Below are 26,598 nucleotides of genomic sequence, written 5' to 3'. Positions count from 1 at the left end.
ATGGCAGTTGTGTAGGGTGCGTGACCAAATAAAATTTGGGCGACGAATGGAGTGACTCAAAAGTCACGCACTCTACTTACTAGGGCTGCACCAACTATTTTTTATAGCTAACAGCAGCTTAGGTTGAAGGTTTAACAGAAAGCCTTGTTAAAGCCTCCTTTAGTGCCGGTGGCAATTGCCGGATAATCTTGTTCTTGTCGCGATCGACACCAACCAAAGTTACCTGTGCTGTCACATATAACTCCTGAGTCTCAGCCGATCGAATTTGGTAATCCCAAAGCAGCCGCACACCCTCGGTAGCAGCGATCCGCGTTCTGACTGCTACAGATTGACCCATTTGTACAGCCCGGTGGTAGCGCAGCGAAAGTTCCACCACGGGCAATTCCAAACCCTGCGCCACCCAGTCTGCATACTCGATGCCGAGAGAGCGCAAACTTTCCACCCTAGCTTCCTCCATCCAAGCAATATAAGTCCCGTGCCAAACCACACCGCTGTAGTCAGTATGGTGAGGATACACTCGCACCAAATATTCAAACCAGCCCTCAGAGTCCATCCCGCGCCGATTTTGAATAGCACCAGCCGGTGCGAGTTCTGGTTGAGTTCGATCGTTCTCTAACACTTTACAAATCGTTCCAAAACGCTACATTTCTACAAATCATAAGACAAACTTCAGGCTTATGCTTGACAGTAAGAAACTAGAGTACCAACGCCCTAGTGTAACGTCGCACAAGAAAACTCAACTGTTTTTACCGCCAAAACCATGATAGAAAAAATTTTAGTAGCCGTAGCCGGTCGCGGCTTGTGCGAAGAGATGTTTAATATGTTGATGGACATCCCTTCCTTGCAACAAACCTCTGTCACCGTCTTGCACGTTGTGCCGCCCCAAGTAACCTCCGATGGCATGGCCGAGAAATTGGAAGAAGGAGGAAAGATTTTAGCACAAGCAGTTCAGTCTTTGAAAATAGATCCCAGCAGAGTCAATCCTCGGCTCAAACAGGGTGACCCGAAAACCACAGTTTGCCAAGTCGCAGAAGAAGAACAATCCGACTTAGTAATTATGGGTTCCCGGGGACTCGGACGGCTGCAATCGATTTTGGAAAACTCCGTCAGCCAGTACGTTTTCCAGCTAACATCCCGACCGATGCTGTTAGTAAAAGACGACATCTACGTCAAAAAAATCAAGCGCGTCATGGTGGCGGTAGACAAATCAGAAGCTGCCAAACAGTCATTACAGCTTGCACTATCTTTGGTCAAAGAAGTCAGTGGCGGAGAGATAATTTTAGTACACGTCACCAAAGATTTGACGGGAAAAGCCAACACAGATTTAACAGCAAGTGCTGAAAAAGACCCCGTATTGGCCCCGGCAGTAGCACTAGCGAAACAAATGGGAGTTAGCTACCGCTGCGTTAGTGCTACAGGCAAGCCAGGGGAAGAAATTTGTCGAATTGCAGACGACTTGAATGCGGACTTGTTGGTGCTCGGTTCCCCGGATCGGCGACCCAACGTTGCCAAAAACTTTGTGGATATCGATCGACTCCTGGGAAATTCGCTATCAGACTACGTGCGAGTTTATGCCAACTGTCCCGTCTTGCTAGCCCGCACAGTCGGCTAGAATCTCATCGTTAAGAGTTAGCAGCTAAAACTCAACAGTTAACAAAAAAAGCGCCTCAGCAACAAGCTGTTGGCGCTTTTTTTTGCAAGCAGCAAAGCCAGACAGAAATAGCAGCAGTTGCTAATCTTTTCTACCTTGACGGCTAGCTGTTTGAATGTACAGAATGATTAGAAAAACACTGGGAACCAATACAAACAGAATGGTTGCCACAAACCCTAAATCGTTAACTTCCATGAAGACGCTCGCCTCTATCGGAAAATAGAAAAACACACACAACTAGGATATCACTCAAAGGCAAAAGGCAAACTCGAAGACAGAAGAAGAGCTTACCGACAAGCGTCGAAACCCTCTTTCTGGCTGGATGCCTTGCTGCCCAATCTCTTATTTGTCCTAGAAACCAAGTTTCTTTTCCTAGATCGGCAAAATGCGTGATTATACAGTGAAATAGGAAAAAAAAACAAAATTATTGCATTCTGCATTTTTCTTTGCTTCTGCATCTCTAGCATCTCTAGCCTTCTGCCCTCTGAAAGTCACGGTTTAGTCTTCACGCTCACCTGGCCATTAACCATAGCTTGACAAGCCAACCGATAGTTTTCGGGCTTTTTCTTGAGCTTGCGGTTCTCAAAGTCAGTGCGGGGCGACAGATTTTCACTGCCCTCGACAATTTCCACAATGCAGGTGCCGCATTGACCGTAGCCCCCGCAATTCATCATCTTTCCCGAAAATGTGTACAAATCGATGCGGTTTTCTAGAGCTTTGAGCCTCAAATTGGCTCCGTCTGCTGCGATGACTTCCTGATTTTCCTTCACAAACTTGATATTGGCCATTGCCGATCCCTTAACGCAGTTGACATGGAACTCTATTACAAAATATTAACTAATGTGTCGGACGTTTAATACAGGATGTCCAATTGATCTGGTAATTAAAGCTCGCCCCAACTCAATCTCAAGGAGCATCCGAGAGGTTATTAGTCGGAAGATTGCTCACAGCCCGCTGGAGAGACGAAAGCCCCAGGTTATAGGTGACAATGGCCGACAATCGGTTTCTCTCAGCCCTAGTCAAATCAGTTTCCGCCTGAATCACATCCGTCTGAGTACCCACACCAGCTTGAAAGCGCAGTCTGGCCAGACGCAGAGCTTCCCTCGACTGCAAAACCCCCGCCTCAGAAGTTTCGATATTCTCAAAACTCGATTCCAAGCCAAAATAAGCTTGTTCCACTTCCCGGCGCACCTGATTGCGGAGTTGGTCAAATCGACTTTCGGCGATCGTAATCTCAGCATCCCGCTGTCTCGCCCTGGCGTTCGCCGCGCCCCCGTCGAAGATACTCCAAGTCAGGCTCGCCCGGATCGAATAACCATCGGCCCAGCCGCGAGAAGTATAGGGATCGGGGTTATCAGGGTCTTGTCCCAGTACGTTGTAACTACCCCCCACGCTCACTTGAGGCAAACGCGATGCCTGAATCGCTCGCCTCTGCTGCTTGCTGATATCCCTCTGCACCAACTGCTGTTCCAACTCGGGGCGATTCTTAAAAGCCTGCACGATACTCTCTTCCAAAGACAGCCTCCAAGAGCCCGCTTGCTCTACCGGATCAGCCGCTGTCAAGTTCGCCGACTGGCTGACATTCAAAATCTCAGCCAGACGCCGCTGGGCAACTCGCTGGTCACGACGGGCCACTGACAGTTGTTGCACTTCGTTAGCCAAATTTGCCTGAGCCTGCAACACAGCAAACCGGGTTCCTACCCCGGCCCGTTCCAAAGCTTCGGCATCCCGCAAACTTTGCTGGGCATTTCTCACCGAAGCTTGGCGGATGGCAACTTGTCCGTCCGCGTTTTGCAAGGTGTAGTAAGCCTCAGCAGTGTCGAAGCGGAGTTCCTCGGCTTGGCGTTCCACATCCAGTTCCCGAAGGCGCAACTGTTCCTCTGCCGCGCGGATGGTAGCGCGTCGGCCTCCGAACAAATCGAGGTTGTAGCTCAACTGCAAAGTGCTGTTGAGACTGTTGTTGCCAAAATTTGTGCCGGCTTGCTCGGCGGGCTGCCCGGTTCGGTTAGCCAGAGCGTTGAGGCGGCGCTGCCCAGCCCGGATTCCGAGTTCTCCGCCTGCACTCACAGAACGGCTGGCGTCCATTTGAAAATTCAGGTCTGGATAAAGAGCCGCTTGCTGTTCGCGCAATGCTGCTCTGCTTTGTTCCACTTGCTGTCCGGCGATTTGCAAAACTTGGCTGTTGCGGCGGGCTAGGTCGATCGCCTGCTGCAAGGTAATTGACTCAGTTTGCTCGATCCTGACATCCTCCGGGCTTGTCGGAAACAGCAGTGGATTAGGGTTGGGTTCCAGGGAAGCCGGAGGCTTGGTGTCTAGAATGCCCCTCGGAGGCACAGGGGGGAAACTTTCGTTGGGAGTGCCCCGGAGAATAGGTACCGGGGAACTGGGCACAGGAATATTGTTGGGAGGGTTCGGGGAAGGCTGCTGAACCTCTGTCGGTTCCAAACCTCTTAGTGGTGTGGAACCGCCCTGAGACAGAGTTGATGGGGCAGCCGGAGCAGCCTGTTGAGGCTTTGATGCTTGCTCGGGCTGGGTTCGAGTTGATGCGATCTTGACTCCCCCTTGCTGCTGAGACTCGGAGGTTTGAGGATTAAGGGCGATCGACTGTTCGGCCTCTGATGCGGATTCTGCCGCTGTGTTCGAGGTCGATCGAACATTCTGCCCTAATTCGAGCTGATTGCTAAGGGCCACACTGTCCTGAGATTGAGCCGGAGGCTGTGCTGAAGCACTCTGTGCGGCGTTGCCCAAAGTAATTGCAGCGCCCACTCCGACTACGATGATTTGACGAAAAACACGCATAATTTTTTAATTACTCTGCAATCCTAGAGACAATTTTAGAGCAAGATTGAGGTCTCAAGTTTCTAGTCTGTAGCCTGAACTCGACGGTTACAAGTCACAATTACCATACTCATCTTAACTTTTGAATGTTCGATTCAAAATTTAGAATTTAACTTCAGCATTTGCCAGACCGATCGCCGCCGAGATTAGTTCCTCTACTCCGCTCACCGGCAAAATCCGGGTTTTCAGCGAGCTGGCGAGCTGTTCGAGGGTCATGTCGTCTAGAAAACGCGGTTCCCCCTGTTTTAGCATCACCGACGGCAGCAAGATACCATCTCCCAAGTCTCGCCCCTGCAAAGCTTCGAGTAAATCTTGCCCGGTGAGCAAACCCGTGACAGTGATAGTTTGTCCCCAGTAGCGGCTGCACAGTGCAGCCATGTTGACGGACAAGCCGGGAATTTGGTTTAGTTGTTGTACGATCGGCTCAAAAGCTTTTTCTACAGCATTCCCCACCACCCAAACTAACTTTCGCGCAGGCTCGACTTGCATCGGTTGTAGCTTCTCAAAAGCCGTTTCAAACTGCTGGATAAACTGGCGGATAGAACCGACACCGTTACCAATTTGTGGATAATCTTCGTAATCAGCAGCCGACGGCAAATCTAAACCCGCTATTAAAAACCACTCGTCAGCCAGCCAAAGGCACCGCGATTTTGAATTCTGCTTTTTAGCTTTTGTGCCGCCTTTTCCTTGACTCAAAAGCACTTGAATTTTCTGCACTTGTTCGATTACTTCTCGCGCTTTTTCCGCTGTTACTGCGATTAGTTCATCTTCTGGAGGGCGAAAGCGAGTTAAACCTACTGGCACGACAGCCACCGATGCTACAGCCGGGATATTTCCGGTATGGAATTTTGCCAAATCTAACAAAGTGCGTTCTAAATGTTCGCCATCATTAATACCGGGACAAACAACTACTTGAGCGTGAATTTGCAAGCGGCGTTTTTGAAACCATTTAATTTGTTCTAGAATCTTCCCGGCGCGGAGATTTTTCAACAGCCTAATTCGCACTTCCGGTTCAGTAGCGTGTACCGAAACATAGAGAGGAGAAAGCCGCATTTGTTCGATTCTGTCCCACTCTTTTTGAGTCAAATTTGTGAGAGTGAGATAGCTGCCGTAAAGAAAGCTGAGGCGGTAGTCATCATCTTTGAGATACAAAGTTTCGCGCTTTCCTGGAGGCTGCTGGTCGATAAAGCAAAAAGGGCAGCGGTTGTTGCACTGAATTAGTCCATCGAAGAGGGCGGTTTCAAATTCCACTCCCAAGTCTTCGTCATACTCTTTTTCTATTTCTAACTTGTGAGTTTTGCCTTTGGCATCTAAAACTTCTAGTTCGAGAAATTCATCGGCGCACAGGAATTGATAGTCGATCAAGTCGCGGGGTTTTTGACCGTTGACAGCAATGATGGCGTCGCCAGCATCAAATCCAATTTCGGCGGCGATGCTATCGGGGATGACTTTGCTGATTAGGGCTGGTCGGGTTGATAAATCGCTCATATTTATTAGTTATTGGTAATTAGTTATTGGTAATTAGTTATTAGTGGGACTCTGTTACACTTGTTTTGAGTTGATACAACTTAGGCTATTTTATCGCCAACGATGACAGCGATTGGAACCCCATAATAAATCTCCTCGCCTTGGAAATGCGCGCCAATTCCGAGACTATCAACACCAATATCCTCTCTAAAAACTTCTCTAATTTTCTGGTCATCGCCGGGGTTGGGAAAAGAAGCAGCTAACTGTTGTTCTAGCCCAAGTTCTACCTTGTAAAAAGCCAATTTAACATTTTGAAGGTTGGCATCTGCGACTAATTTTGGAAACTCTTCCAGAGTCAAGGCGCGAGTATGAGAGGGATCGCGCAACTTCTCAATCCGGTCATAAGCATTCACTTTATCCGCTGGCAAAGCAACATCAGCAATCAGGATTCGACCACCTGGACGACATACGCGAACCATCTCTGATAGAACAACATCTGGCTGCAAAAAATGATGGAAAGCGTAACGACTCAGAACAAGAGAAAAAGTAGCATCGGGAAATGGTAGTGTTTCAATATCTCCTTGTTGCCAGGACAGATTAATCAAGTTTTTCTGTTGCGCCAGAATCTGGGCTTGTTCGAGCATCGCTGGTGTGATATCAATGCCAGTAACGTGACTGGCAACTTCCGCAAAAGCACAACTAACAATACCTGAACCGCAAGCAACATCTAGAACAGTGTCTTTGTCAGATACACTCGCCATTTCTCTCAGCAGGTACAGAGACTCTTGATTGGTGTGAGCGTACAATTTAGAGAATGGAATTGCCTGACGAGTGAACTGGTCGATGATGGATTCCTGATGTGCGGTCATAGTTTAGGATGTGGCTAGCGGAGAATGTTTACAGTTTAACTTGTCTAGGCTGAATTTGGCGATCGGGCGATCGCTAAATTCCGCCGAGGCGAGTGAATTGTCTTTAACAGAATTGACTTGTGTGGTTACTCAATAAACAGCATTATATTTTTTCTATAAACAGTCCTGCAATCGGCACCTTAAAAGTTATTTCGGGTAGCTGAGGCTGCCATCCGAGTTGCACCGCTTGCCGTATCCATTGTGCTACATCAGAGGGTCTTACTGGTATTTCAGAGTGATTTATACTCCCGTTTTGAGGATGAGGTCGATCCGTGAGAATAACTAACACGCCCGCCCGGTTCTTCAGCGTGTTCGACAGCAACATGAAGATTTCCGCCCTGAAAGCATTCTTGTGTATAAGTAGGTTGTCTGCGGATGAGCTACATGAAATGCTCCCCATCAACTATGATTTTTCTTGTTCCTTTTGTCTGTATTGACATAGTTTGTTTTAGCTTAAATATTTCAGCATTTTCAATAAGCATTGAGCAGCCGGATTTTTGACTAAAAATATAGGTTTTGTTGCAGAGTTTTTGCTCCTAACCGGGTTTATGTGACAGGCGCAAAACCTCAGTTTCAAGCAACCTCAATCATGATATTAAACTGTGCTTTCTAAATCTTCCCAGTCAGATGAAAAAGCGGTAATGTTTCTTCGGTCATTGCTTGCTGCCAAGATTGGTGAAAGCTTGCTGCTCAATTTCCTACTGCTTTGCATGGGCATATCATATCATGTCCGGCCTATTACCAGCGATCGAGACGGTTTGTAGTGCGGACTTTAGTCCGCAAAATCCTGCGGACTAAAGTCCGCACTACGAACTTGATGATGGTTATTTTAGTTTCCCACGATCGCATACCACAAAGTCAGCATCAGGCACAAACTCGCTAAATGTTGTGGAATCAAAGATTTAATTGAGCGCTTGGCAATTTTTTGAGTCACAAATATTGTAACTAATAATGATACAATCAAAGTGAAACCTTGCAAGAAACTAATCACCGCTGGATCGCCAATAAAACTCGGTAAATCGTCTCTAATTTGTCCGAAAGTGGCAAAAGTTACGGGAATCACTCGCCCGCCTTCCTGCAAACCCAATCGCCAATAGTGAGCCAAACTACCGCCCCAGACTAAGGGTAAATAACCGTAGGCGAGAGAGACAAATGAGAGGGGTTTGTAGGTTGTAAATGGCATGGTTTCTGCTTGTCCCAATCGATAAATTGCCTGCATGATTGCGTAGGCAATTAGGGGAATCATCGGCGGGATAATTAACACTGCGAGCGACAGTCCTAAATGAGGTAAAAATTGCTCTAAATTGATGCCCAGCCCCAACCAGCTATTTATCTCCGGCAAGCGATGCAGATAAATACCGCCTAATAATAGAAATAACAGCGCAACTTCATAACTGTGAGGAACGTGGGTAGTCCATAATTCAATGCCGGGAGGGCGCAGATTTAATTCTACCGATCGATGCGGACAAGCTTTCAAGCAAGTCATACACAACACGCAATCTTTATTATCGGTTAATTGGGCGGGATGGGAATAAATCGGACAGCCATTAGTAGTTAATCCTTCCCCCAAGCCGGGGCCGCCTTTGTAACATTGGTAGGTGCTGCATTCCGCCGCGCAGGTTCCTTGTTGGGCGCGAAGTTCGATAATTGAGAGTTTAGCAAATAATCCATTCATTCCCCCGATCGGGCATAAATAACGACACCAAAATCGCCTCTCGAAGATTAGGGAAAAAATTACCGCCCCGGCGGTGATGAGCAACAACAAACAACTGGATAAATAGGCGGTATTTTCTAAATTCCACAACTCTTCCCACAGAAATATCAGAGTAAATAGTCCAAATAGAAGCCAGCCACCCCATTTTTCTGCTTGTTGGCGCGGCCATTTATTGAGAGTTCGAGGGAAAATTTTCAGCGATAGTTTTTGGACGATTTCCCCATAAATCATAAAAGGGCAAAAAGCACACCACAATCGCCCGATGATGGGGAATAATAATAAAATTAACGGCCACCACCACGCCCAAAAGATATTTAGGGCAAAATTATGTTGTCGATCTTGGGGAGCAACAAACAGGATAATTACCACCAATGCAAATACCCAGGTGGTAAACCAATAATTCACGCGATCGGGATACCAATCGCTCCGTAAAAATTGCCGAAATTTTGGATAAATATTTAATAAATTCAGCCGAAACTTTTGTTTCTTCGCTGCCTGGGCCCAAAACACTTCTTCTGTTAATACCTGACTTCCCTGTGCTTGAACTAAGGCGCGATCGACCATTCCCTGCAATTCCTGCAAATTCCCTGGAAAATCGTAGGCTTGTAAGCGGCGAATTGCTTCCGGTGTAACTTGGGGCTTGACTAATTTCTTTTTGCGACCAATGATATTGAGATAATAGTTAACCTGTGCTTCTAAATCTGTTTTTCGCACCCGCAAGGATGGGACTTTAATCTTGTGTTGTGTCAGCTTATCTAGCTTGGGCTGCACAATTTCTGAGATTAAAATTATCCGGGCCTTACTAGGACGCGGTGGTCGCGGTATTTGTCCTTCCTTAACAACTGGCGTATAGGTTCCCTCGGTTAATAATTGCTGAATTTGGGGGCATAATTGAGCGGGTAATTCTTGCACGTCATTTAAAATTAACGTCCCTTCTCCCAACCATTCCAATAACCCCGGTTTGCCGCCCAACCGCCCGAATAATTCCGCTCCATTGCTCTGAAGTAAAGCACTTTTAATCTGAATAATTGGCTCGTTGCGGCGATGGGAACCGAAATGAATTAAAGCAGCTAAATTATCCTTTTCTAAACCAGGTTCGCCAGAGATTAATACCGATCGGCTGTCACTCGATGCCGTGCGAATTTGTTGGCGCAATTTCACTGCATAACGACTATTGCCAATGACTCCCCGTTTCGCCCTAGGTACTAGATAGCTGCGGAGGGCATTTTGACGCTCTCGTTCGTAGGCAATTTCTGCTTCTAGCTGCTCTAATTTCGCCGCCAAACGTTGAGCGTAGGCTTCGGCGATACGTGGATATCTTTCTAGCAAACCACGCCAGCGATCGGCACTAATTACCCAAAATTGACATTCTGTCCGAGTTATAATTCGACTATCTGCAGGTTGCGATCGTTGCAGGGCAGATAAATTCACGATCGCCCCCGGCAACAAACTACTCGCCCACATTAATCCCGGTTGTTTGCTGCGGTAGCGATCGGCTTGTCCCCGTTCTAAAATATAGAGATTAGTGACAGGCGTATCTTCAATTACCACTCGAAATCCGGCGGGAAAAGTTGCCATTTCCATTTCACCTGCGATCGCCTGTAAAATCTCGCGGGATAATATGCCTAATTCGGTGCTCGATTCGAGCCAGTTAACTAATGTTTCGGTAGACATCGCTTAGCGTCGGCGAAAGCCGAATCGTGATAGTGGGTGTAGCATATAACAGATTCCAAGTTTATGAAGCACACCCCAGAAACCCGGTTTCTCTGTACCAATAGCTGAAAACTGCTATATATTATAGTGCCAGAACTCCTCATCATAATTCCAAGTTAACTTCAGCCATTGTTGAGTTCCATCAACGAGAGTTTTTCGTTTGAGTAAAGCCACTTTTCAAAATTCACTTTACAGCGTCCCCACTCCTTGTCTGTCATTGCAAACCAATCAGTATCCCTATTTCTGCCACGCACAATCATATGTTGTCGGAAACGCCCTTCATAGAGAAATCCCATTCTGGCGGCTGTAGTTCGGCTAGCATGATTAAGTGCATCGCATTTCCACTCAACTCTACGGTATGAATGGCCGTCAAAAAGATGCTGAAGTAATAAAAACTGTGACTCTGTATTAACTTTACTTTTATGTACAGCAGGGCTAAACCACACATGACCGATTTCTGCTCGACTGTGATTGGGAACGATCGCTAGTAATGCGACAATCCCCACTTGAGTATTACTGGAGTTTTCAAAGACTGTCCAAGTCAAAGGATCTGACTTACCAATCATTTCTCTTTCCATCCAGTATTGCATGGCAGAGGGACTTTCAAACGGACCATAGAACAGATAGTTCCACACCGCTTGCTTTTCAGGAGTGCCATGCGAGATCGAATAGAGTTCACCTACATCTCTTGGTGGAACGAGGGGCTTCAGCGTGACAAATTGACCCTTGAGTTGGATATATTCTGGTGGTTGCCAATTCTGTTGCTGCATAATTTTTTATCCTCGCTCTACAGCATTTCTTAGCAAGAATTTACTGCTCGATTATAGATTACAATGAAACTGTCTAACGGCAAAGGTTAGTAGTTGTCAATAACTTACGCATGACTTCCGCAAGCAGAATTAACTTTCAAATTGCCAATTGACGGGTTGCCAATCAAATCCACCCCGGTCGCCCGCGCGCAAATGTCCAATTCCCGGATAGGGAAAATGATAGGCAAACATTAACGTGCGATCGCCTGCAATTTTTTCCTGTACAGCTTGGCGGGTAGTTGCAGCCATCTCTCGATCGGCATCACAACTTAGCTTCCAGTGTGGCTTCCATAAATTAATCGTATTAATGTGAACCGTAACTGAGTCATCATTAAGTTGATTATATCAGTTCACCATCTTTAATCTTGGTCTCATTTTCAATAGACTCAAAAAATTGCCAAATCTGTTCATTATATCTAATGTGAGCAACACTTTTGCCACTTCGCGCCCGATCAATATATTCGCGATATCTTGGAGTCAAATATTTGTCACACAACCAAAGCACGCGGTAGCTGCTAATCGAACTCTTTAATATTGGACTATTTTCAGGCCAGCCTTCGGGCGGTTTAAAGTGACCTGAGATCAGTCGTTTAGTCACCCACCAGAAATGCACGTATAGCGGTAGATCGACATAAACCAGAGTATCCGCCTCATCAAGTCGCAGCCAGACGGTTTCCATGCAACCAAACCCGTCAATAATCCATCTGTCAGTCTGCCAAATTTCCTGATGGGCGCGATTCTAGTCTTCCTGTGAGGTCTCAACGCCGCCCGATCGATATTTAATCTTGTCCAAGACGTAAACCGGCAACCTAGCGATGTCCGATAATCTCTTGCTGAGAGTTGATTTACCGCCTCCAGCGTTGCTAAATACTGCTACTTTTTTCACAGCCACTCTCCTTTTGGCGTTACCGAAATTAATAGGATACAAGCCTCATTCTTAACTTAACGGCTTTTCTATACTACAATAATTACTTCAGTTGACAGTTGACAGTTGATAGCGACATCTACCTGGAAGAGGATGGGAGTAATGAATAGTCTTCTTTTAATTTCTGCCTATCGGAGAGACGCTTTAAACCAATTTTCTCTGGTAAAGTTTTTCCACGTCAATGAGAGTTTTAGAGTTTAAGGCTAAGGCAAAAACAACTCAATACGCTGCAGACGAAGCGATTAAAACCGCTCAGTTTGTCCGCCACAAATGTGTCCGTTTTTGGATAGGCAACCGAGGTGTGGAACAAAAAGATATGTATCGTCACAATACAGCGTTGAGAGCCGAATATCCCTTTGTCAAAGCCTTAAACTCTCATGCTTCTTAAGTGGCAGCTCTGAGGGCATATATAGGACAAAAAAGTGTGAGTAAGGTGCTAGGGCGAGCGATTGCTTTCTTACCCATTACCGGACATACCTCACTGCCCTTGAGAAGGGCTATAATTAGGTTCAAGTTAGTCGTGTTTTAAATATTTCTCAGCCCCCCACCTGCGATCGCCGTTAAAATGGCCACGCCAAAAGCCAGCCGATACCACACAAACACCCAGGTGTTTTGAGTTTGCAGGAACTTGAGCAACCACGCGATCGACAAATAAGAAAACACAAATGCCGAAATTGTTCCCACTATCAAAGCTGCAACTCCAGCATCGCTGATTCCTTCTCCCAAAGCACCATTTAATTCTATTAATCCAGCCAGAGTAATTGCCGGAATTCCTAATAAAAAAGAAAATCGCGCGGCGGCGGATCTTTCCAATCCCATGAACAATCCTGCTGTGAGAGTGGAACCCGATCGCGAACACCCCGGAATCAAGGCTATTGCTTGAGCTAATCCCATAAAAATGCCGTCTGAGACAGTTAACTTTTCATAAGTGCGATTGCGCTTGCCAGTTTTTTCTGCTATTGCTAACAGCAGCGACATGACGATCGAAGCAATGGCGATGCTGGCCAAACTCCTGAGCGGCGAGCGATCAAAATCTGGAACCAATGCCTTGATTAGCAGCCCAAAAAAGAGTATAGGTATTGTTCCCAAAACAATTCCCAGGGCTATTTGAAACTCTTGCGATTTGTAGTTGCGCTGCATCACGGCATCTACAGCACCCAAAGTGATAGTTGTCAAGTCTTTCCAGAAATACCAAAGCACTGCCACAATGCTGCCCAACTGAATTACAGCAGTATAAGCAACCCCCGGATCGCCCCATCCTAGGACGATCGGCACTACCTTTAAATGAGCGGTGCTGCTGATAGGCAAAAACTCGGTTAATCCTTGTACAATTCCTAAAATAATCGCTTGCAACAGATTGATTTGAGCGAGCCCGGAAACATCAGCAGCGGGCGTTTGGGCGAGGAGTGTGTCAAGCAAAGCTATCATTAGTGATTAGTTCCCAGTTGTCAGTTTCTAATTATCAATTGGATTTAACATCTTGCATCATTCTCAGAAGCTAGAAGCCCAGCGTGCAACAAATAAATTCTATTGTGGCGCGGACACTTCCAGCCCACTCCTGAAAAACCGATCGCAAATAGTGTTCTTGGATCAGTAGAATCACCGTGTCGAGCGCTACAACAAGCAAATTATCATACTCTATCCGAAACTACGTTAACCTACTCAGGAACATTTGCATACAGTTGCTGATACAATTAGGAAAGTTTTTGCATTTGATTTCGCTTTCCTTACAGCAACTGCCAACAACCTATGATATTTCCTGAGAACAAAAATTCACTTGTTACTCCTGCTTCTGGCCTGGGCTTGCTGAAGCGAATCTTGTCAGCCTGTCTTTTAACAGTGGCGATCGCACTTAGCTTGATACTGCTAACCGGCACGCCACCAGCCTTCGCAACTCTCACAGACGATCGCTTCGACGGCACTATTTATGCCCTCTACGCAGGTAACGGTTCCCTAGTTCCTCCTAAAGTCAAGCTTGCAGATTCTTTCAAACGCCATAAACCCGTATTATTAGTGTTTTACACTGACGACAGCAGCGACTCCAAGCAATATGCGATCGTCGTCTCTCAACTTCAGGAATTTTACGGCCGCGAAGCGGATTTTATGCCGATAACAGTTGACTCTTTGCCTCCCCAACCGTCACCGGAACTCACCGAACCGAGCCATTATTACGAAGGTTTCGTACCTCAAACTCTCATCCTCGACCAATCGGGAAAAGTAGTTTTTAATGAGAAAGGACAAATACCATTTGAACAGGTAGATGATGCCTTCCGGAAAGTATTTGATTTGCTGCCCCGTGAAAAATCAATCCCGCTAAAACGCCGCGTTGTCAACGAACTTAATGTCGAATTATCGAAGTAAAATGTTGCAATAAGTAAGCTAATTTCAACAAACGAAATAGTCGCGAGACCCGACTTATTGAACAAGTCAGGTCTCGCTCAGCTCTACAACCAATGCACTATCAAAAATGAAGTCAGGAATCAAAATATTATTAATCGCGGTTGTGACGGTATTTTTAGTTTTAGAAACTGCCGGAGTTGGGCGATCGATAATTAGCGCTTTTCCTGACAGCAGTTCCCGCAAACCTTTAGCTTTAAATCAATATACAGGCGTCGCCTATCTCGATTCGGCTTCCTGTAGTGGTTCGCTGCTAACGGGAGGGTTGTACGTTCTCACGGCGGCCCACTGTCTGAATGAAGGTGGAGTTAAGGTTCCTGCTGAAACGGCAATTAAAGCAATTTTTAAATTGCCTAGAGGTGAAGTTAGCATCCCCGTTAGCAAATATTATATCCATCCGGGCTGGACTGGTTACGAATCGGAAGTTGGCAACGATATTGCTATTTTAAAGCTGAAAAGGGTCGCGCCGCCAATGATCGAACAGTACGAGATAAATACAAACAAAAATGAAGTGGGGAAAGTATTGACAAAAGTTGGATACGGGTATATCGGTTTAGGTGCAAAGGGACAAGATGAAAATTCAAATTCTGAGGCGAAAAGATATAGCGGACAGAATCGGTATGATGCTTTAATTGATGTTTTGAAAGATGCTACAGAATCAGATATGTCGGAATTGGTTTTGGGAAGTCAATTAATCTTTGATTTTGATGCGGGAACTAGCGAACACGATGCTTTGGGGAGGCATTTTCCGAGGTTGCGCGATCGCGGTTTGGGGAAAAATGAGATAGCTACGGCTAGCGGAGATTCGGGCGGGCCTTCGTTTGTTGACGGGAAGATTGCGGGGATTAGTTCTTGGGGTTATAGCGATCGAGGATTTTTCAAAACAAACATCAGCGATTTTGATAAAATTGACGATAATGGCAGTTTTGGGGAAATTTCCGGCGACACGCGGGTATCATTTTATGCAAGTTGGATCGATCGAGTGACAAAAAATCCTTGATAGGGTTTTGGGTTAATTGTGGCTGAGTTTTGAGGATATTAAGAGGAATAGGCATCAAAATCAAAGAAGGCGCGTTTTTTGCTGTTTGTGGGGGATCGGAAGTATGCTTGCAAAAAAACCCGGTTTCTGAGTGCGATCGTCGATCTTTCCATCCTGCTTCTGTTTCAAGCCCTAGATAGGGATTTAGGTATTTTCCGGCAAGTCAGGGCGATCGCTTCTTCAGGTCTCAAACCTGTCCGGAAATGGGCATCAAGCCCTTACAGAAATTGGATTACAGCCGACAAAATTAACCCCTCAAATTTTACACCCAGCAACAGACGCAATTTTCCCAAAAATATAAGTCGTCCCCAAAACCCGCACACAGCCACAATTCTCTTCATAATTATAAGCTGTCGAGCAAAATAGATCAGAACCCTTAAACTTCAAACCATGACCAAAACCTTAATTCCCGTAATACTCGCCGGCGGTAAAGGCGAACGCTTCTGGCCTCTCAGCCGCAAGCAGCGCCCCAAGCAGTTTTTGAGTCTCGACGGTAGCGGCAAGAGTTTGCTGCAAGCTACAGCAGAAAGACTATTAACATTAGGTAACGGCTGGGACGATTTGTGGGTGGTAACGTCGGAAATGTTGGCTGCGGGAGTCCGCGAACAGTTGCCGCTTTTACCCCCTGAGAATTTACTGGCGGAACCGGAGGGCCGGGATACTGCGCCGGCGGTGGCCTGGACTGCTATAGAAACTGCCAAGCGTTACGGTGAGGATGCGGTGGTGGGTTTTTTCCCGGCGGATCACTGGATTGGGGAACCCGATGAGTTTGTCAAGACTTTGGAGGCGGCGGCCGAGTTGGCGAGAAAGGAAAGTGCGATCGCCACTTTGGGAGTAAAACCGAGTTATGCTTCCACCGGCTACGGCTACATCGAACAAGGCGAGGAAATTGGCAGTTTTGGGGGTTTTCCGGCCTATCGGGTGGCGAGGTTTACGGAAAAGCCCGATCGCACAACTGCTGAAGAATTTGTAGCCAGTGGCAACTTTAGTTGGAACGGCGGAATTTTTGTCTTTCGAGTTGGCACAGTCTTGACAGAATTGCGAAATCATGTACCGGAAATGATGGCAGCTTTGGAAGCAAAAGGCGCACAGGCTTACTCGGAATTACCCAAAATTAGCATCGATTACGCCCTGATGGAGAAGACGCAAAAAGCCTGTGTTCTGCCCGTAGGCTTTAGCTGGGACGATTTGGGAGATTGGAATGCGATCGGTCGTTTGCTGCAAGGAGACAAACCGAATGTCGAGTTAGCAAAACACGTCGGAATTGACACCAAAGGCGGCATTTTTTATGCAGCGGATGAGAATGAAGTGATTGTCACCATTGGTTTAGAAGATGTGGTAGTTGTCAGAGATGGCAACGTAACTTTGATTGTGAAAAAAGATAGGACGCAGGAAATTAAACAGGTGATTAAAGTGTTGGGAGAAGATGAGAAATTGAAAGATTTGTTGTGATGTAAGTACGGCACAGATTGGGCAGGCGAATCCACAAAGAATTAATCAGCCTTGAGTCCGAATTTCGTTTCTTAATCTGTGTCGTACTTTACTCTTCTACTTTTGTTGTTCGCACTTCCACTGAAGCCATTTTTGTAGCAGAGTCATAATTAAAGCATCTGCTTTGTATAGTGACATAGGTTCTTTTGGTGGAGCGTGCTTATCGACACCATGCCGTGCATCATCACCAATTGCGCTTTGACTATTAGCAGTATGCGTGAATTGGCTAATCTTATCTTTAGTTATCCACTGTTCAATCTTTTTTTTACCAGCATCTTTATTGACAACTTCATAAACTTTGTAAAGATTAATCCAGTTATGTTCAAAGTCCGTAATTTGTCTGAAAACATTTTTAACTATCTCGTCTTCTTCTGCCAGCTTCCTCCAGGATTCAAACTCTAAATTACGGATTATATCTTGACCGCCTTCTAGTTGGATAGAAAAAGAACTTGAATCCACGCTAATTGTGGCTGAAAGCGCAACCCACCTCTGACGGTGGTTACCTTCTTCATCAACTTCGCAGATGATATCAGGCTTAAGAAGTGGAAAACGTGTAAAATGAATCCTTGCAATAGCACTTATATCTTGAAGAGGTTTAGTAGCTTCCAAATATACAGCAGAGTGATTCGTTAGTAATTCCCAGCGCGAAGAGGTTAGGTAATATTCACCATTCTCTGCCATTAAGCTAAACTCATCTGATGAACGCAGCAAGTTCTACAAATTGTCAAAATCCGACTTTTTAACATCTAGTAAAACTAGCCATATCATTGAAAAAACCTCCTAATCGTAATCTTTAAGGAAATACAACTGGCTTTTTTGCGATCTAAAGAGGAGAGGCAATCGCCAATCGTGGCATTGCCTCTCCTCTATTCTGCCTGGGACTTTATTTTTTCCCAAGCCCCCAACTATTAACCGTTCCTCAAGAAGGATTAATCAATCAGTTCCGGCGTAGGAACTTGTGCATTAATCTGGGCCTGAGAAAACGAGGGCAGAGTCCAAGTTGTCTCACCCGCTTTAAAAACTTTCGCAGGGGCAACATTCAATTGAATACCACCCGTTGCTGCATTCGTTGTAGCAATTAGCTGCGTACCATCTACAACCTTAATAGCAACCGGTTCAGCCAAAGAAACTGGCTCAGCCACCGGGCCTAAAGTAGCTTGAGTCCCTGCTGGCACGTAAATACCATCGCAATCCCAATCATCATCTGTAATCTCACCGGCTGCCAGGAAATAAAGTTGCGTCGGCAATTTTTTCGGCTTATTAGCATAAACTGCCAGCGTTTGCCCGGTTGCATTACGGCACTGAGCCCGCTTTTTAGCAGTTTCAATCACGTACTTCTGCATTTGCAATTCGGACAACCGCTGTTGGTACTGTTCAGGCGTATAACCCGCAGTCGAAGGGTCGCTCTGGGCTGACAAAAGTTGATTCAATTCCTGTGTCACTTCCGCATAGTCAGCTCCTTTTGTGAAATCCTTGCCGGCCAAAGAAGGCTGAGCTACAGCTAGGTTTACGAAAAGCACTAAAGCCACCAGAATTACTTTGAAAAACTTGCTCATTTTTGTTGTCCTTTGTGTAATAAATCAGAGTTTGTTCTTAGAAAACCCCTCCACTTTGCTGAAGTTATAAATTATTTATTTTTCAACTTCAGCAAAGTGGAGGAAACTTGAACCCTAGTTTACCTCAAATTTTTCGACTTGAGGTGCAGTCTCTAACGATTGATAACTGTCTTTAAGCAATGTCAGCAGCCACAAGCAACTGATAGCTACAGTAACTAACGTTAAACCGCGATCTTCTAGAGTATGGCTATCGAGCAGGATCAGCGTACCCAGACCCATTAGAACGAAGGGAACAAGGGAATTACCGTAGCGGACAAGTAGGGTCGCGATCGCGCTCATGCGAGTTAGTTGATAGGCCACATAACACCAGACACCCACTAGCAAGAAAAAGACGCTCAGAATCACTAGCAGGCTATCCCAAGTGCAGTTAGCAAACAACGGGACATAAATCCCCACATTATCACCTCCATTAGCAAATGTCACCGCAGCTACGCTATAAGTTTGTGGGGATAAAAGACTAGCAAAGATAGTGGAGGGAGGCGAATCTGTAGCTGTATTTTCATCCTCAGCCTCTGTATCTCGATTTAGCAGGCGGCTGACTCCAATGGCAATTGGTACTAACCCCAACATCCCCACCCAAGGGCGCGGCACCATCATACAGCCAAAGAAGCTAGGAAGACTAAGCAGCACCAGTGCTGCGAACCCAAGATATTGTCCTGTAACAATGTGTTGCCGTCTAAAAACAGCATTGACTTGGGAGAAAAACAGCAGCAAGATGACAATATCATCTAAATTTGTGGCTGCGAAAGCTGTAAGACCTGTGGAAATAGCGGTAAGGAAGGGGTTCATATCTAACTGCCTAGATTGTGATGTGAATATGCCTGGAATAGGGCCGGAGATTAATTGATTTATAGGTTTTTTTTAGGTTAAAACTGTTACTTAACAGATTGGCGAGACTGACGCTCTCATTCACTGGTTAGTAACGTCGCTTGTCACAGCTTGAAATAGGTTAACGCGGATACCGAATGTGTAGAGGGCTTTTGAGTTGGAAGTGAAATTGGCATAACTTCTGCATATTTTGATGAGTAAAAGTTCGATTTAAATACTTGGGGAAGCAGTATGGGAACCTCAGCCTTCTGCTTCTGATCAGAAACAGACAGCTTAGCTGCTTCATTACCTTCGGTAATTGCCTTAACGGGGGCTGGCATCACCATCTCTTTGATGGGACTGACAGATTGCTGTTGCTGATTGAGCTTTTCCATTAAGTCAGGAATGTCGTGGCTTAATCGATCGAGCTTTTCGTGCAGTAGTACCACATCGTGAGCGGCTTTGAGATTAACTTGATGATTGTAGAGATTTTGTTCGCGTTCGGCATCCGACTGGCGGTTTTGACTCATTAACACAATCGGTGCAGTGTAAGCAGAGGCAAAGGAGAATACTAAGTTGAGCAGGATGAAGGGCTGCTGATCCCAGTGAGGAATGCCCGGTGTCAGGTTCGCGCCCACCCACCCGGCGAGGATTACTGTCTGTCCAATCAAAAAGGGCCACGAACCCACTTTCGCTGCTAGGGTATCTGCTAACTGCTGTCCGCGAGTCAAGGCTTTTTCCTCTGGTTTTTGAGGCGTAAGCTGTAAAGGTCTTTGATGGCTGGCGGTTTTCCTTTTTGCGTTAACGCTGTTGGATAGAGTGGATTTCATGGCAAACCTCACGGGTGAATGTCTAGTTGAAGCTGACTGGTTAATGTTCGCTGGCGTTTTTCTTTGATGCCTTTACTTTAGTCAAGCTCCACTCATAAGAGCAAATGTTCTTTTTTATCAAATCAATCACTTCAATTTATAGACTGGTTGGGAAATAGTAAAGCCAAAGTCAAGACGGGTATTGTATCCAGAGGCGGCAAAGCTAGAAGTTTAGAACCAATCCCAGCAGATGACCATGATACTCAGTGCCAGACAGTTCTCGTTTGCCTTACTCGATCAACTCGGCTGCAAATATGACGTGGAAGAAACTCAAACCAATTGTATATTTGCTAGAAACGACCTATGAAAAGGGGATTAAGGCTCCATCTCAGGAACTAGAACAGTACCTCCGGTTCTGGCATCGCTCCGAAATCCTGTCTAAATGGGATATCACAATTGTTCCCACTTGATAGGGCTTTTATTTAATCGCCAGTCGCTTTCTGGTAAAAATACTTTAGGCTGTTTCTCAATCAACTTATTCCACTCTGCGGAATCGACATGGGGCAACATCTTTTCAATATATTTTACAAGTAGGGGATGCAAAATATTTTTTACCTTCTATAGACAATCCTGTGCCATTCAATTTATTCTAACTATAAGTAGCAAATGATTTTAGCTACCTAAGCTAACAACAAAGAAGAAAGATATTCATCGGCAACCTGTATCAGATTATCAAATGCTGTAAGAGGGTAATCTTTGTAAATCTCTATGAGCATTGTTGAATCCCGAAACAGCCTGGATTGCAAATGCTATGCGGTTATCATAATTTTTCATTGTAAAGGCATTGTGTGCTGATTGGAGAGCGGCACGGAAATCAGCATAAAAAATTACGTCTATTTTATGCTCAATTCGCTTTAAGCGTTGTTCAATTTCTTCTAACCGCTGTAGTACGACACTAAATCCTATACATGAGACAGCTAAAGTGAGGATACTCGCAACAGAACCACACTGAGATACTCGGCTTAATACTTGAGAAAGATTAGGGTTTACTTCACGCCACATAGCAACTATTTCAGGCGGCTGCTTCTGTGCATCCCGAATCACACTGCCAACTCGTACATACTTCCCACTTTCTAAACCTTGATTAATCCAGTCAGGAATTGTAAATATTCCATCAACTGCACTCATGTTTTTGACCAGTTTCTAAATCTGAATATTTACTTTACATATATATAATTATTTTTTTGCATCAATAAATTTAATTATAAAAATATTATGTCTGCTTTAAATGTATATTACGATGAGGAGTAATGCCAAAGCCAAAAACCGATCGCCCCCACACCCCAAAATTCGTGAAGCGAAGCTATCCCGTAGGGAATCGCACCCTTTCGCCCAAGTTATTCCCCAAGACACTGGTCAGCCCGGTCAACAGCGCTATCCTAGTAGTTATATAGCCCTTAAACCCGATCGACCCGGAGGCCCCTTGTTTAGCCTAGTTCAAAACACTTCTCGCAAAGGAGAAATTCTAGAGGTCGTCTTCCGCAACGGTTGGGACTACATGAAAAGCCTCCTAACCGGCCGCAAAACCGACGCACCCAGTCTCCCAACTCCAGCAGTTCTCCGCAACATCCTTGTCGAATTAGGCCCAGTATTTGTCAAATTGGGACAATTGCTGAGCACCCGTCCCGACCTTTTACCGGCCAGCTACATCGAAATCCTCTCCACGCTACAAGCGGAAGTACCGCCCGTACCGTGGTCACAAGTAGAAGCAATCGTCCGCCAGGAACTCACACAATCTCTCGAAAATACCTTCGCCAAATTTAACACCGAAGCCGTCGCCGCCGGTTCGATCGCCCAAACCCACAAAGCTACTTTAAAAGACGGCCGCGAAGTCGCCCTCAAAGTTCAGCGTCCCGGTATTGAGATTGTCATCGAACAAGACATCGCCGTACTCCGAGGTTTGGCAGAACTTGTCATGCTCACAGACTTCGGTCAACAATACGATATTGTCGCCTTAGCAGAAGAATTTGCGATCGCCCTGCGTGCAGAACTAGACTTCATTCAAGAAGCCAGCTACACAGACGAACTGCGCCGCAATTTATCTAAAAGTAAATGGTTTGACCCCACACAAGTTGTCCTACCAGAAATTAACTGGGAGTTAACTACAAAAAAACTCTTAGTAATGGAGTGGCTGAACGGAGTCCCGATTTTGTTAGGCGATTTGCAAGGAATTCGCCACCAAGGAGATATAAATGCCGAACGCGAAGAAATTACAACGCTGCTTTGCCGCGTTTTCTTCCAGCAGTTGTACATCGACGGATTCTTTCACGCCGACCCGCATCCCGGCAATTTATTTTATCTCAAAGATGGCCGGATAGCCCTGCTAGACTGCGGCATGGTCGGCAGATTAGACCCGCGCACTCAGCAGAATTTGACCGAAATGTTGCTGGCAATTGTGGATTTAGATGCTCAGCGCTGCGCTCAATTAACTTTGGAAATGGCAGAATTTGCTCAGCCGAAAAGTTTAGCAAATCTCGAAAACGATTTGGCTCGAATGCTACGCAAGTATTACAATGTGAGCTTGTCGCAAATGAACTTGTCGGAAATTTTTTATGAGGTGCTGGAAATCACCCGCAAAAATAAAATTCGACTGCCCAGCAATCTCGGTTTGTATGCAAAAACTCTAGCTAATTTGGAAGGACTGGCGCGCTCTTTTAATCCCCGATTTAATATTGTAGAGCAGGTCAAACCGCTGATGACCGATATGTTTCGGCGTCAGTTATTAGGAGACGATCCGATCCAAGCTCTGCTGAGAACTGCCCTGGATCTCAAAAGCTTATCTTTGCAATCTCCGCGACAGGTGGAAGTGCTTTTAGACCGAGTTACTTCGGAAACTTTAAAGTGGAACTTGACCCTAAAAGAACTCGACCCGCTGCGTCGCACTCTGGGGGATTCTGCGAACAGACTTTCTTTTAGTATTGTCGTGGGTTCGCTGATTGTAGGGGCAGCAATTATTTCTTCTAACGCACAAACTCCTCAGCTATCTTTTCTGAGCACTGGTTTGTTTGGGGCAGCGAGTTTTTTGGGCTTGTGGTTAGTTATTAGCATTATGCGCTCCGGCCGTTTGCGGAGTTAATTGTCAAGGAGAAATGGGGAAAATCATGAGATATATAGCCTTTCTCAATTTTAGTGAGGTACACAGGCGACCAATTCCCGATCGGATTGCCATTCGCAGAGATATCTTGAAATTATCGGCGTTAATCTGTGTTTATCTGCCTTAATCTGCGGTTTCCCTATCTACCGTACTGTTGCCAAGAAAGGCTATAGCATCCTCAACTGTTAAGCAACATCTCTGACTTAAGATAGGCGATCGCCCGCAGCAGCTAAGTCTAAGCTAGAAATTGTTCCATAAACCTAATTGAGGAAAAAAAAATGAGCAGCGGTCACGCCAGCCATAAAGGCTCTTCCACAAAACCCAATACCAACACTAACGGTCAAATTACATCCCCTGAAGACCAACCCGCTGATCCGCTAAATCAAGAAACATCCGGTTATCCGTTCCATAACGAAGCAATGGAAAATCCTGTTGCCACCGCGCGGCCCCACGAAGAGGCTGATTCTCGCGAAGAACAGCAATAGTTATATCGATTAAATTGGCATCGATATGCTATCTGCAACGCGGTTGATTAGAGGTTTGATAAAAATTAGGTTTGTACTAATTACATCTTGCACTTCCAGAGTCCGCCAGCGATTTCAATCTCTGCCGGACTCTTTAGGCAGGTTCAGTAGTACCTAAAAACTTCAAGACTAAAAACTCAAGTCCTTACGAAAAACATATTTAACATAAAATTAAAGTTAGGGATTATTGCTAAATGAGCGGGATTAACCAAGTAGTGGAACAGGAAAAATTACCGGAATTGGGATTGGTCTGCATTACAACATCCGATGCAGTGCGCTTTCGCACTGTCACCCGGAAGCGACTTTTACAGCTTTCGGAAACTGAACAAGAAAAAGTGTTGCGCGAATTGTATGCAGACAACTTAAAACGACTTGACAAAGCGATCGACTTCTGTTCAGCTAATCAGATTAAGCTCTACCGCATGACTTCTGCACTGTTCCCTTTTGCAGATACAGATTTGGGGGAAGCAGTGCTACACTCGATGGCTGAAGAATTGCGGAATATCGGCGATCGCGCCCTCTCTTTGGGCATCCGCTTGGTACTCCACCCCGATCAATTTGTCGTGCTCAGTTCCGACAAGCTTTCTGTGGTTGAAAACAGCATTAAAATTCTCGCCACTCATGCTTTAATTTTAGATATGTTGGGACAGCCCCGATCGCCCCAGGCATTGATGAACATTCACGGCGGCAAGAGCGATCGCACTTCGCAACTCAAGTCAGTCATTCGCGATTTACCCGAATCAATTCGATCGCGCTTAACCTTTGAAAATGACGAATACGCTTACAGTTCCTCGGAAATTTTAGAAGTTTGTCTCGATACCGGCGTACCAATGGTTTTTGACGCCCACCACCACGTCATTCACGAACATTTAGAAACTTACGACGATCCGAGTGTGGCCGAAATGCTCGCAGCAGCCCGCACAACTTGGTCTGTTCCTGAATGGCAATTAGTACACATATCGAATGGAAAAGAGTTTTTTACCGATCCACGCCACAGCGATTTAATTACAGAAATGCCTAATTGCTATTATCAAGCTCCTTGGATTGAAGTAGAAGCTAAATTCAAAGAATTAGCTATTGAAAAGTTGCGCGTCGAATGGTTGTCGGCGAATATTCCACAATTTAGCAGTGTCTCGTAGGGATGAGTTTTACCAAAAATAATTCCCTAAAACCAATCATCTCGAAAACCCGCCCCCACCCAACGGTAAATCCAAAGAACAGGCAAGATGCCTGTTCCACAAAGAAGGAATTTTATTGTGCAGTGTCCCGCCCGCCCGGTTTAGTCCGACAATCCGACAGGGGTTTTTAACCCCTATCTCATAGCTAAAGCCCTCTAAAAGAGGACTAAAATAGATAGATATTGAGATCGTATTTCCAGTCTGTTTTAACCGACTTGAGCTTTGATGCAGGCGTTTAAACCCCTGCCGGACTGTCGATAACCCGACCAATACTGGACTGCGGGAATTAAAAGAAAACCGCGTTAATACCAACTATAAATTATGTGCGGAAGATTCACTTTAACTACTTCAGGTCAAATCATCGCCGAGTTCTTCAAACTGTCGGAAGTTCCCGACATCAAACCGCGATACAATATCGCCCCAACTCAATCAGTTGCCACAGTAACAGTTTCTCAAAAGCAAATGCAGCGACAGTTTCAATTTATGCGCTGGGGTTTGATTCCAAGTTGGGCAAAAGACATGAAAATGGGCAGCAAGATGATCAATGCGCGATCGGAAACTGTAGCCGAAAAACCTGCTTTTCGCAGCGCCATCAAGCACAGGCGATGTTTGATAGTCGCTGATGGTTTTTACGAATGGCAGCAGCAAGGAAAGAGCAAACAGCCTTACTATTTTCAAAAGGCAGACGGCGAACCTTTTGCTTTTGCCGGTTTGTGGGAAAATTGGGAATCTCCCGAAAAAGAAAACATTGTATCTTGCACTATAATTACTACCGATGCTAACGAAACAGTGCAGCCAATGCACGATCGAATGCCTGTGATCCTTCCCGACAGCAATTGGGAACAGTGGCTAGATCCTGCTGTTAAAAATGCTCAGGAAGTTTTGCCATTGTTAAAGCCCTATGCTTCGGAAGCCATGAAAGCAAAGGCGGTAAGTGCGATCGTCAACAGTCCAAGTAGAGACAGTCCCGAATGTATTAGCGATCGGGAATAAATCATTGGATCGGACAAAACCGAGATAGTTTGAGTTATGATCTAAAATGATGTTTGAGCTGTAGCTTTAGTGGGCTAAGGATCAGTTTAACTCAATTGTTATTTGCTCAAACATTTTTTTATCTTAACATCAGTTAGAAGACAAAAAATATGATCGGATACGTTACACTCGGTACCAACGATATTGAAACGGCAGCCAAGTTTTATGATGCTTTGCTTGCTGAAATTGGCGCTAGACGATTCATGGAATTCGACGGATTTATCGCATGGAGCGTTTCTCCAGGGCGACCAGCACTTGCTATTACAAAACCCTTTGATGGTAACACAGCAACTGTTGGCAATGGAGTAATGATAGCTCTTCAAGTTGACAGTCCAGAAAAAGTCAACTTAGTTTATAAAAAAGCGATCGAACTTGGGGCTAAGGATGAAGGAGCGGCTGGGCCAAGAGGTGTGTTGCCGGGGTTTTATGCGGGATATTTTCGCGATCTTGACGGGAATAAGCTGAACGTGTTTTGTATGACTGAGCCAAACACTTAAGATTTTTATTTTTCGTGAGGCTCGCATAA

Annotated in this window: 28 protein-coding genes; 10 read left to right on the top strand and 18 right to left on the bottom strand. The window is 45.5% G+C overall.

What is annotated here, in order from left to right:
* Window positions 1–118: 118 nt before the first annotated feature.
* Complete coding sequence (locus tag QUA23_RS06225; protein ID WP_333074403.1) at window positions 119–619, bottom strand: thioesterase family protein; 501 nt, start codon at window positions 617–619, stop codon at window positions 119–121.
* Window positions 620–760: 141 nt separating this feature from the next.
* On the opposite strand from QUA23_RS06225, the gene QUA23_RS06220 reads away from it, so the two are divergent.
* Window positions 761–1,612, top strand: coding sequence for a universal stress protein (locus QUA23_RS06220; protein ID WP_333074400.1), 852 nt, complete (start codon window positions 761–763; stop codon window positions 1,610–1,612).
* 120 nt (window positions 1,613–1,732) lie between these two features.
* Here QUA23_RS06220 and psbM read toward each other — a convergent pair whose 3' ends face one another.
* The 11 genes from psbM to QUA23_RS06165 all read right to left on the bottom strand — a co-directional run bounded on the left by psbM (window position 1,733) and on the right by QUA23_RS06165 (window position 11,986).
* The gene (gene psbM, locus QUA23_RS06215) at window positions 1,733–1,846 is read right to left on the bottom strand and encodes a photosystem II reaction center protein PsbM (protein WP_015177760.1); all 114 of its coding nucleotides are present in this window, start codon (window positions 1,844–1,846) and stop codon (window positions 1,733–1,735) included.
* Window positions 1,847–2,142: 296 nt separating this feature from the next.
* A complete protein-coding gene (locus QUA23_RS06210; protein WP_333038569.1) occupies window positions 2,143–2,439 on the bottom strand; it encodes a 2Fe-2S iron-sulfur cluster-binding protein in 297 nt (98 codons plus the stop codon).
* Window positions 2,440–2,557: 118 nt separating this feature from the next.
* The gene (locus QUA23_RS06205; RefSeq protein WP_333074397.1) at window positions 2,558–4,450 is read right to left on the bottom strand and encodes a TolC family protein; all 1,893 of its coding nucleotides are present in this window, start codon (window positions 4,448–4,450) and stop codon (window positions 2,558–2,560) included.
* A 141-nt stretch (window positions 4,451–4,591) separates the two neighbouring features.
* Window positions 4,592–5,977 carry a TIGR03279 family radical SAM protein gene (locus tag QUA23_RS06200; protein ID WP_333074394.1) on the bottom strand — a complete coding sequence of 462 codons (1,386 nt, stop codon included), beginning with the start codon at window positions 5,975–5,977 and terminating at the stop codon, window positions 4,592–4,594.
* An 80-nt stretch (window positions 5,978–6,057) separates the two neighbouring features.
* A complete protein-coding gene (locus tag QUA23_RS06195) occupies window positions 6,058–6,825 on the bottom strand; it encodes a methyltransferase domain-containing protein (protein ID WP_333074392.1) in 768 nt (255 codons plus the stop codon).
* Window positions 6,826–6,967: 142 nt separating this feature from the next.
* Window positions 6,968–7,189: a hypothetical protein gene (locus QUA23_RS06190; RefSeq protein ID WP_333074390.1), complete on the bottom strand. Its 222-nt coding sequence runs from the start codon at window positions 7,187–7,189 to the stop codon at window positions 6,968–6,970.
* A 504-nt stretch (window positions 7,190–7,693) separates the two neighbouring features.
* Complete coding sequence (locus QUA23_RS06185; protein WP_333074387.1) at window positions 7,694–10,252, bottom strand: sigma 54-interacting transcriptional regulator; 2,559 nt, start codon at window positions 10,250–10,252, stop codon at window positions 7,694–7,696.
* Between the two features lie 161 nt (window positions 10,253–10,413).
* The gene (locus tag QUA23_RS06180; RefSeq protein WP_333074385.1) at window positions 10,414–11,061 is read right to left on the bottom strand and encodes a GNAT family protein; all 648 of its coding nucleotides are present in this window, start codon (window positions 11,059–11,061) and stop codon (window positions 10,414–10,416) included.
* 129 nt (window positions 11,062–11,190) lie between these two features.
* The gene (locus tag QUA23_RS06175) at window positions 11,191–11,349 is read right to left on the bottom strand and encodes a hypothetical protein (protein ID WP_333074384.1); all 159 of its coding nucleotides are present in this window, start codon (window positions 11,347–11,349) and stop codon (window positions 11,191–11,193) included.
* Window positions 11,350–11,440: 91 nt separating this feature from the next.
* On the bottom strand, window positions 11,441–11,779 hold the full coding sequence (locus QUA23_RS06170; RefSeq protein WP_333074382.1) for a hypothetical protein: 339 nt from the start codon (window positions 11,777–11,779) through the stop codon (window positions 11,441–11,443).
* A gap of 60 nt (window positions 11,780–11,839) precedes the next feature.
* Entirely contained in the window at window positions 11,840–11,986 is a 147-nt protein-coding gene (locus tag QUA23_RS06165) for a hypothetical protein (RefSeq protein WP_333074380.1), read from the bottom strand.
* 220 nt (window positions 11,987–12,206) lie between these two features.
* Between QUA23_RS06165 and QUA23_RS06160 the strand changes: the two genes are divergently transcribed.
* Window positions 12,207–12,413 (top strand): hypothetical protein, encoded by a 207-nt coding sequence (locus QUA23_RS06160; protein ID WP_333074379.1) that lies wholly within the window; start codon window positions 12,207–12,209, stop codon window positions 12,411–12,413.
* A 137-nt stretch (window positions 12,414–12,550) separates the two neighbouring features.
* On the opposite strand, the gene QUA23_RS06155 is transcribed toward QUA23_RS06160, so the two are convergent.
* The gene (locus QUA23_RS06155) at window positions 12,551–13,453 is read right to left on the bottom strand and encodes an undecaprenyl-diphosphate phosphatase (RefSeq protein ID WP_333074378.1); all 903 of its coding nucleotides are present in this window, start codon (window positions 13,451–13,453) and stop codon (window positions 12,551–12,553) included.
* Between the two features lie 321 nt (window positions 13,454–13,774).
* On the opposite strand from QUA23_RS06155, the gene QUA23_RS06150 reads away from it, so the two are divergent.
* From QUA23_RS06150 to QUA23_RS06140, 3 genes are all read left to right on the top strand, one after another.
* Complete coding sequence (locus QUA23_RS06150; RefSeq protein ID WP_333074377.1) at window positions 13,775–14,386, top strand: thylakoid membrane photosystem I accumulation factor; 612 nt, start codon at window positions 13,775–13,777, stop codon at window positions 14,384–14,386.
* 106 nt (window positions 14,387–14,492) lie between these two features.
* A complete protein-coding gene (locus QUA23_RS06145) occupies window positions 14,493–15,422 on the top strand; it encodes a trypsin-like serine protease (RefSeq protein WP_333074375.1) in 930 nt (309 codons plus the stop codon).
* Window positions 15,423–15,851: 429 nt separating this feature from the next.
* Window positions 15,852–16,913 (top strand): mannose-1-phosphate guanylyltransferase, encoded by a 1,062-nt coding sequence (locus QUA23_RS06140; protein ID WP_333074372.1) that lies wholly within the window; start codon window positions 15,852–15,854, stop codon window positions 16,911–16,913.
* Between the two features lie 96 nt (window positions 16,914–17,009).
* Here QUA23_RS06140 and QUA23_RS06135 read toward each other — a convergent pair whose 3' ends face one another.
* The 5 genes from QUA23_RS06135 to QUA23_RS06115 form a co-directional block, all read right to left on the bottom strand.
* Window positions 17,010–17,633, bottom strand: a complete 624-nt coding sequence (locus QUA23_RS06135; protein WP_333074371.1) for a hypothetical protein — start codon at window positions 17,631–17,633, stop codon at window positions 17,010–17,012.
* Between the two features lie 248 nt (window positions 17,634–17,881).
* Window positions 17,882–18,508 (bottom strand): hypothetical protein, encoded by a 627-nt coding sequence (locus QUA23_RS06130; RefSeq protein ID WP_333074369.1) that lies wholly within the window; start codon window positions 18,506–18,508, stop codon window positions 17,882–17,884.
* Window positions 18,509–18,622: 114 nt separating this feature from the next.
* Window positions 18,623–19,357, bottom strand: coding sequence for a cadmium resistance transporter (locus QUA23_RS06125; protein WP_333074367.1), 735 nt, complete (start codon window positions 19,355–19,357; stop codon window positions 18,623–18,625).
* Window positions 19,358–19,500: 143 nt separating this feature from the next.
* Complete coding sequence (locus tag QUA23_RS06120; RefSeq protein ID WP_333074366.1) at window positions 19,501–20,205, bottom strand: DUF1003 domain-containing protein; 705 nt, start codon at window positions 20,203–20,205, stop codon at window positions 19,501–19,503.
* 711 nt (window positions 20,206–20,916) lie between these two features.
* Window positions 20,917–21,372, bottom strand: coding sequence for a hypothetical protein (locus QUA23_RS06115; RefSeq protein WP_333074365.1), 456 nt, complete (start codon window positions 21,370–21,372; stop codon window positions 20,917–20,919).
* A gap of 295 nt (window positions 21,373–21,667) precedes the next feature.
* Between QUA23_RS06115 and QUA23_RS06110 the strand changes: the two genes are divergently transcribed.
* The 5 genes from QUA23_RS06110 to QUA23_RS06090 all read left to right on the top strand — a co-directional run bounded on the left by QUA23_RS06110 (window position 21,668) and on the right by QUA23_RS06090 (window position 26,569).
* A complete protein-coding gene (locus tag QUA23_RS06110) occupies window positions 21,668–23,320 on the top strand; it encodes an AarF/ABC1/UbiB kinase family protein (protein ID WP_333038641.1) in 1,653 nt (550 codons plus the stop codon).
* A 296-nt stretch (window positions 23,321–23,616) separates the two neighbouring features.
* Window positions 23,617–23,823, top strand: a complete 207-nt coding sequence (locus QUA23_RS06105; protein WP_333074364.1) for a hypothetical protein — start codon at window positions 23,617–23,619, stop codon at window positions 23,821–23,823.
* A gap of 233 nt (window positions 23,824–24,056) precedes the next feature.
* Window positions 24,057–25,001, top strand: coding sequence for a UV DNA damage repair endonuclease UvsE (gene uvsE / locus QUA23_RS06100; RefSeq protein WP_333074363.1), 945 nt, complete (start codon window positions 24,057–24,059; stop codon window positions 24,999–25,001).
* Between the two features lie 360 nt (window positions 25,002–25,361).
* On the top strand, window positions 25,362–26,033 hold the full coding sequence (locus QUA23_RS06095) for an SOS response-associated peptidase (RefSeq protein WP_333074361.1): 672 nt from the start codon (window positions 25,362–25,364) through the stop codon (window positions 26,031–26,033).
* Window positions 26,034–26,182: 149 nt separating this feature from the next.
* A complete protein-coding gene (locus QUA23_RS06090) occupies window positions 26,183–26,569 on the top strand; it encodes a VOC family protein (RefSeq protein ID WP_333074360.1) in 387 nt (128 codons plus the stop codon).
* The last annotated feature ends 29 nt before the right edge of the window (window positions 26,570–26,598 follow it).

The sequence above is a fragment of the Microcoleus sp. Pol1C5 genome (genome assembly GCF_036701115.1).
GTDB lineage: Bacteria > Cyanobacteriota > Cyanobacteriia > Cyanobacteriales > Microcoleaceae > Microcoleus.
Note: the sequence above shows the minus strand (reverse complement) of the source record. Positions and strands in the feature narration are given on the sequence as shown.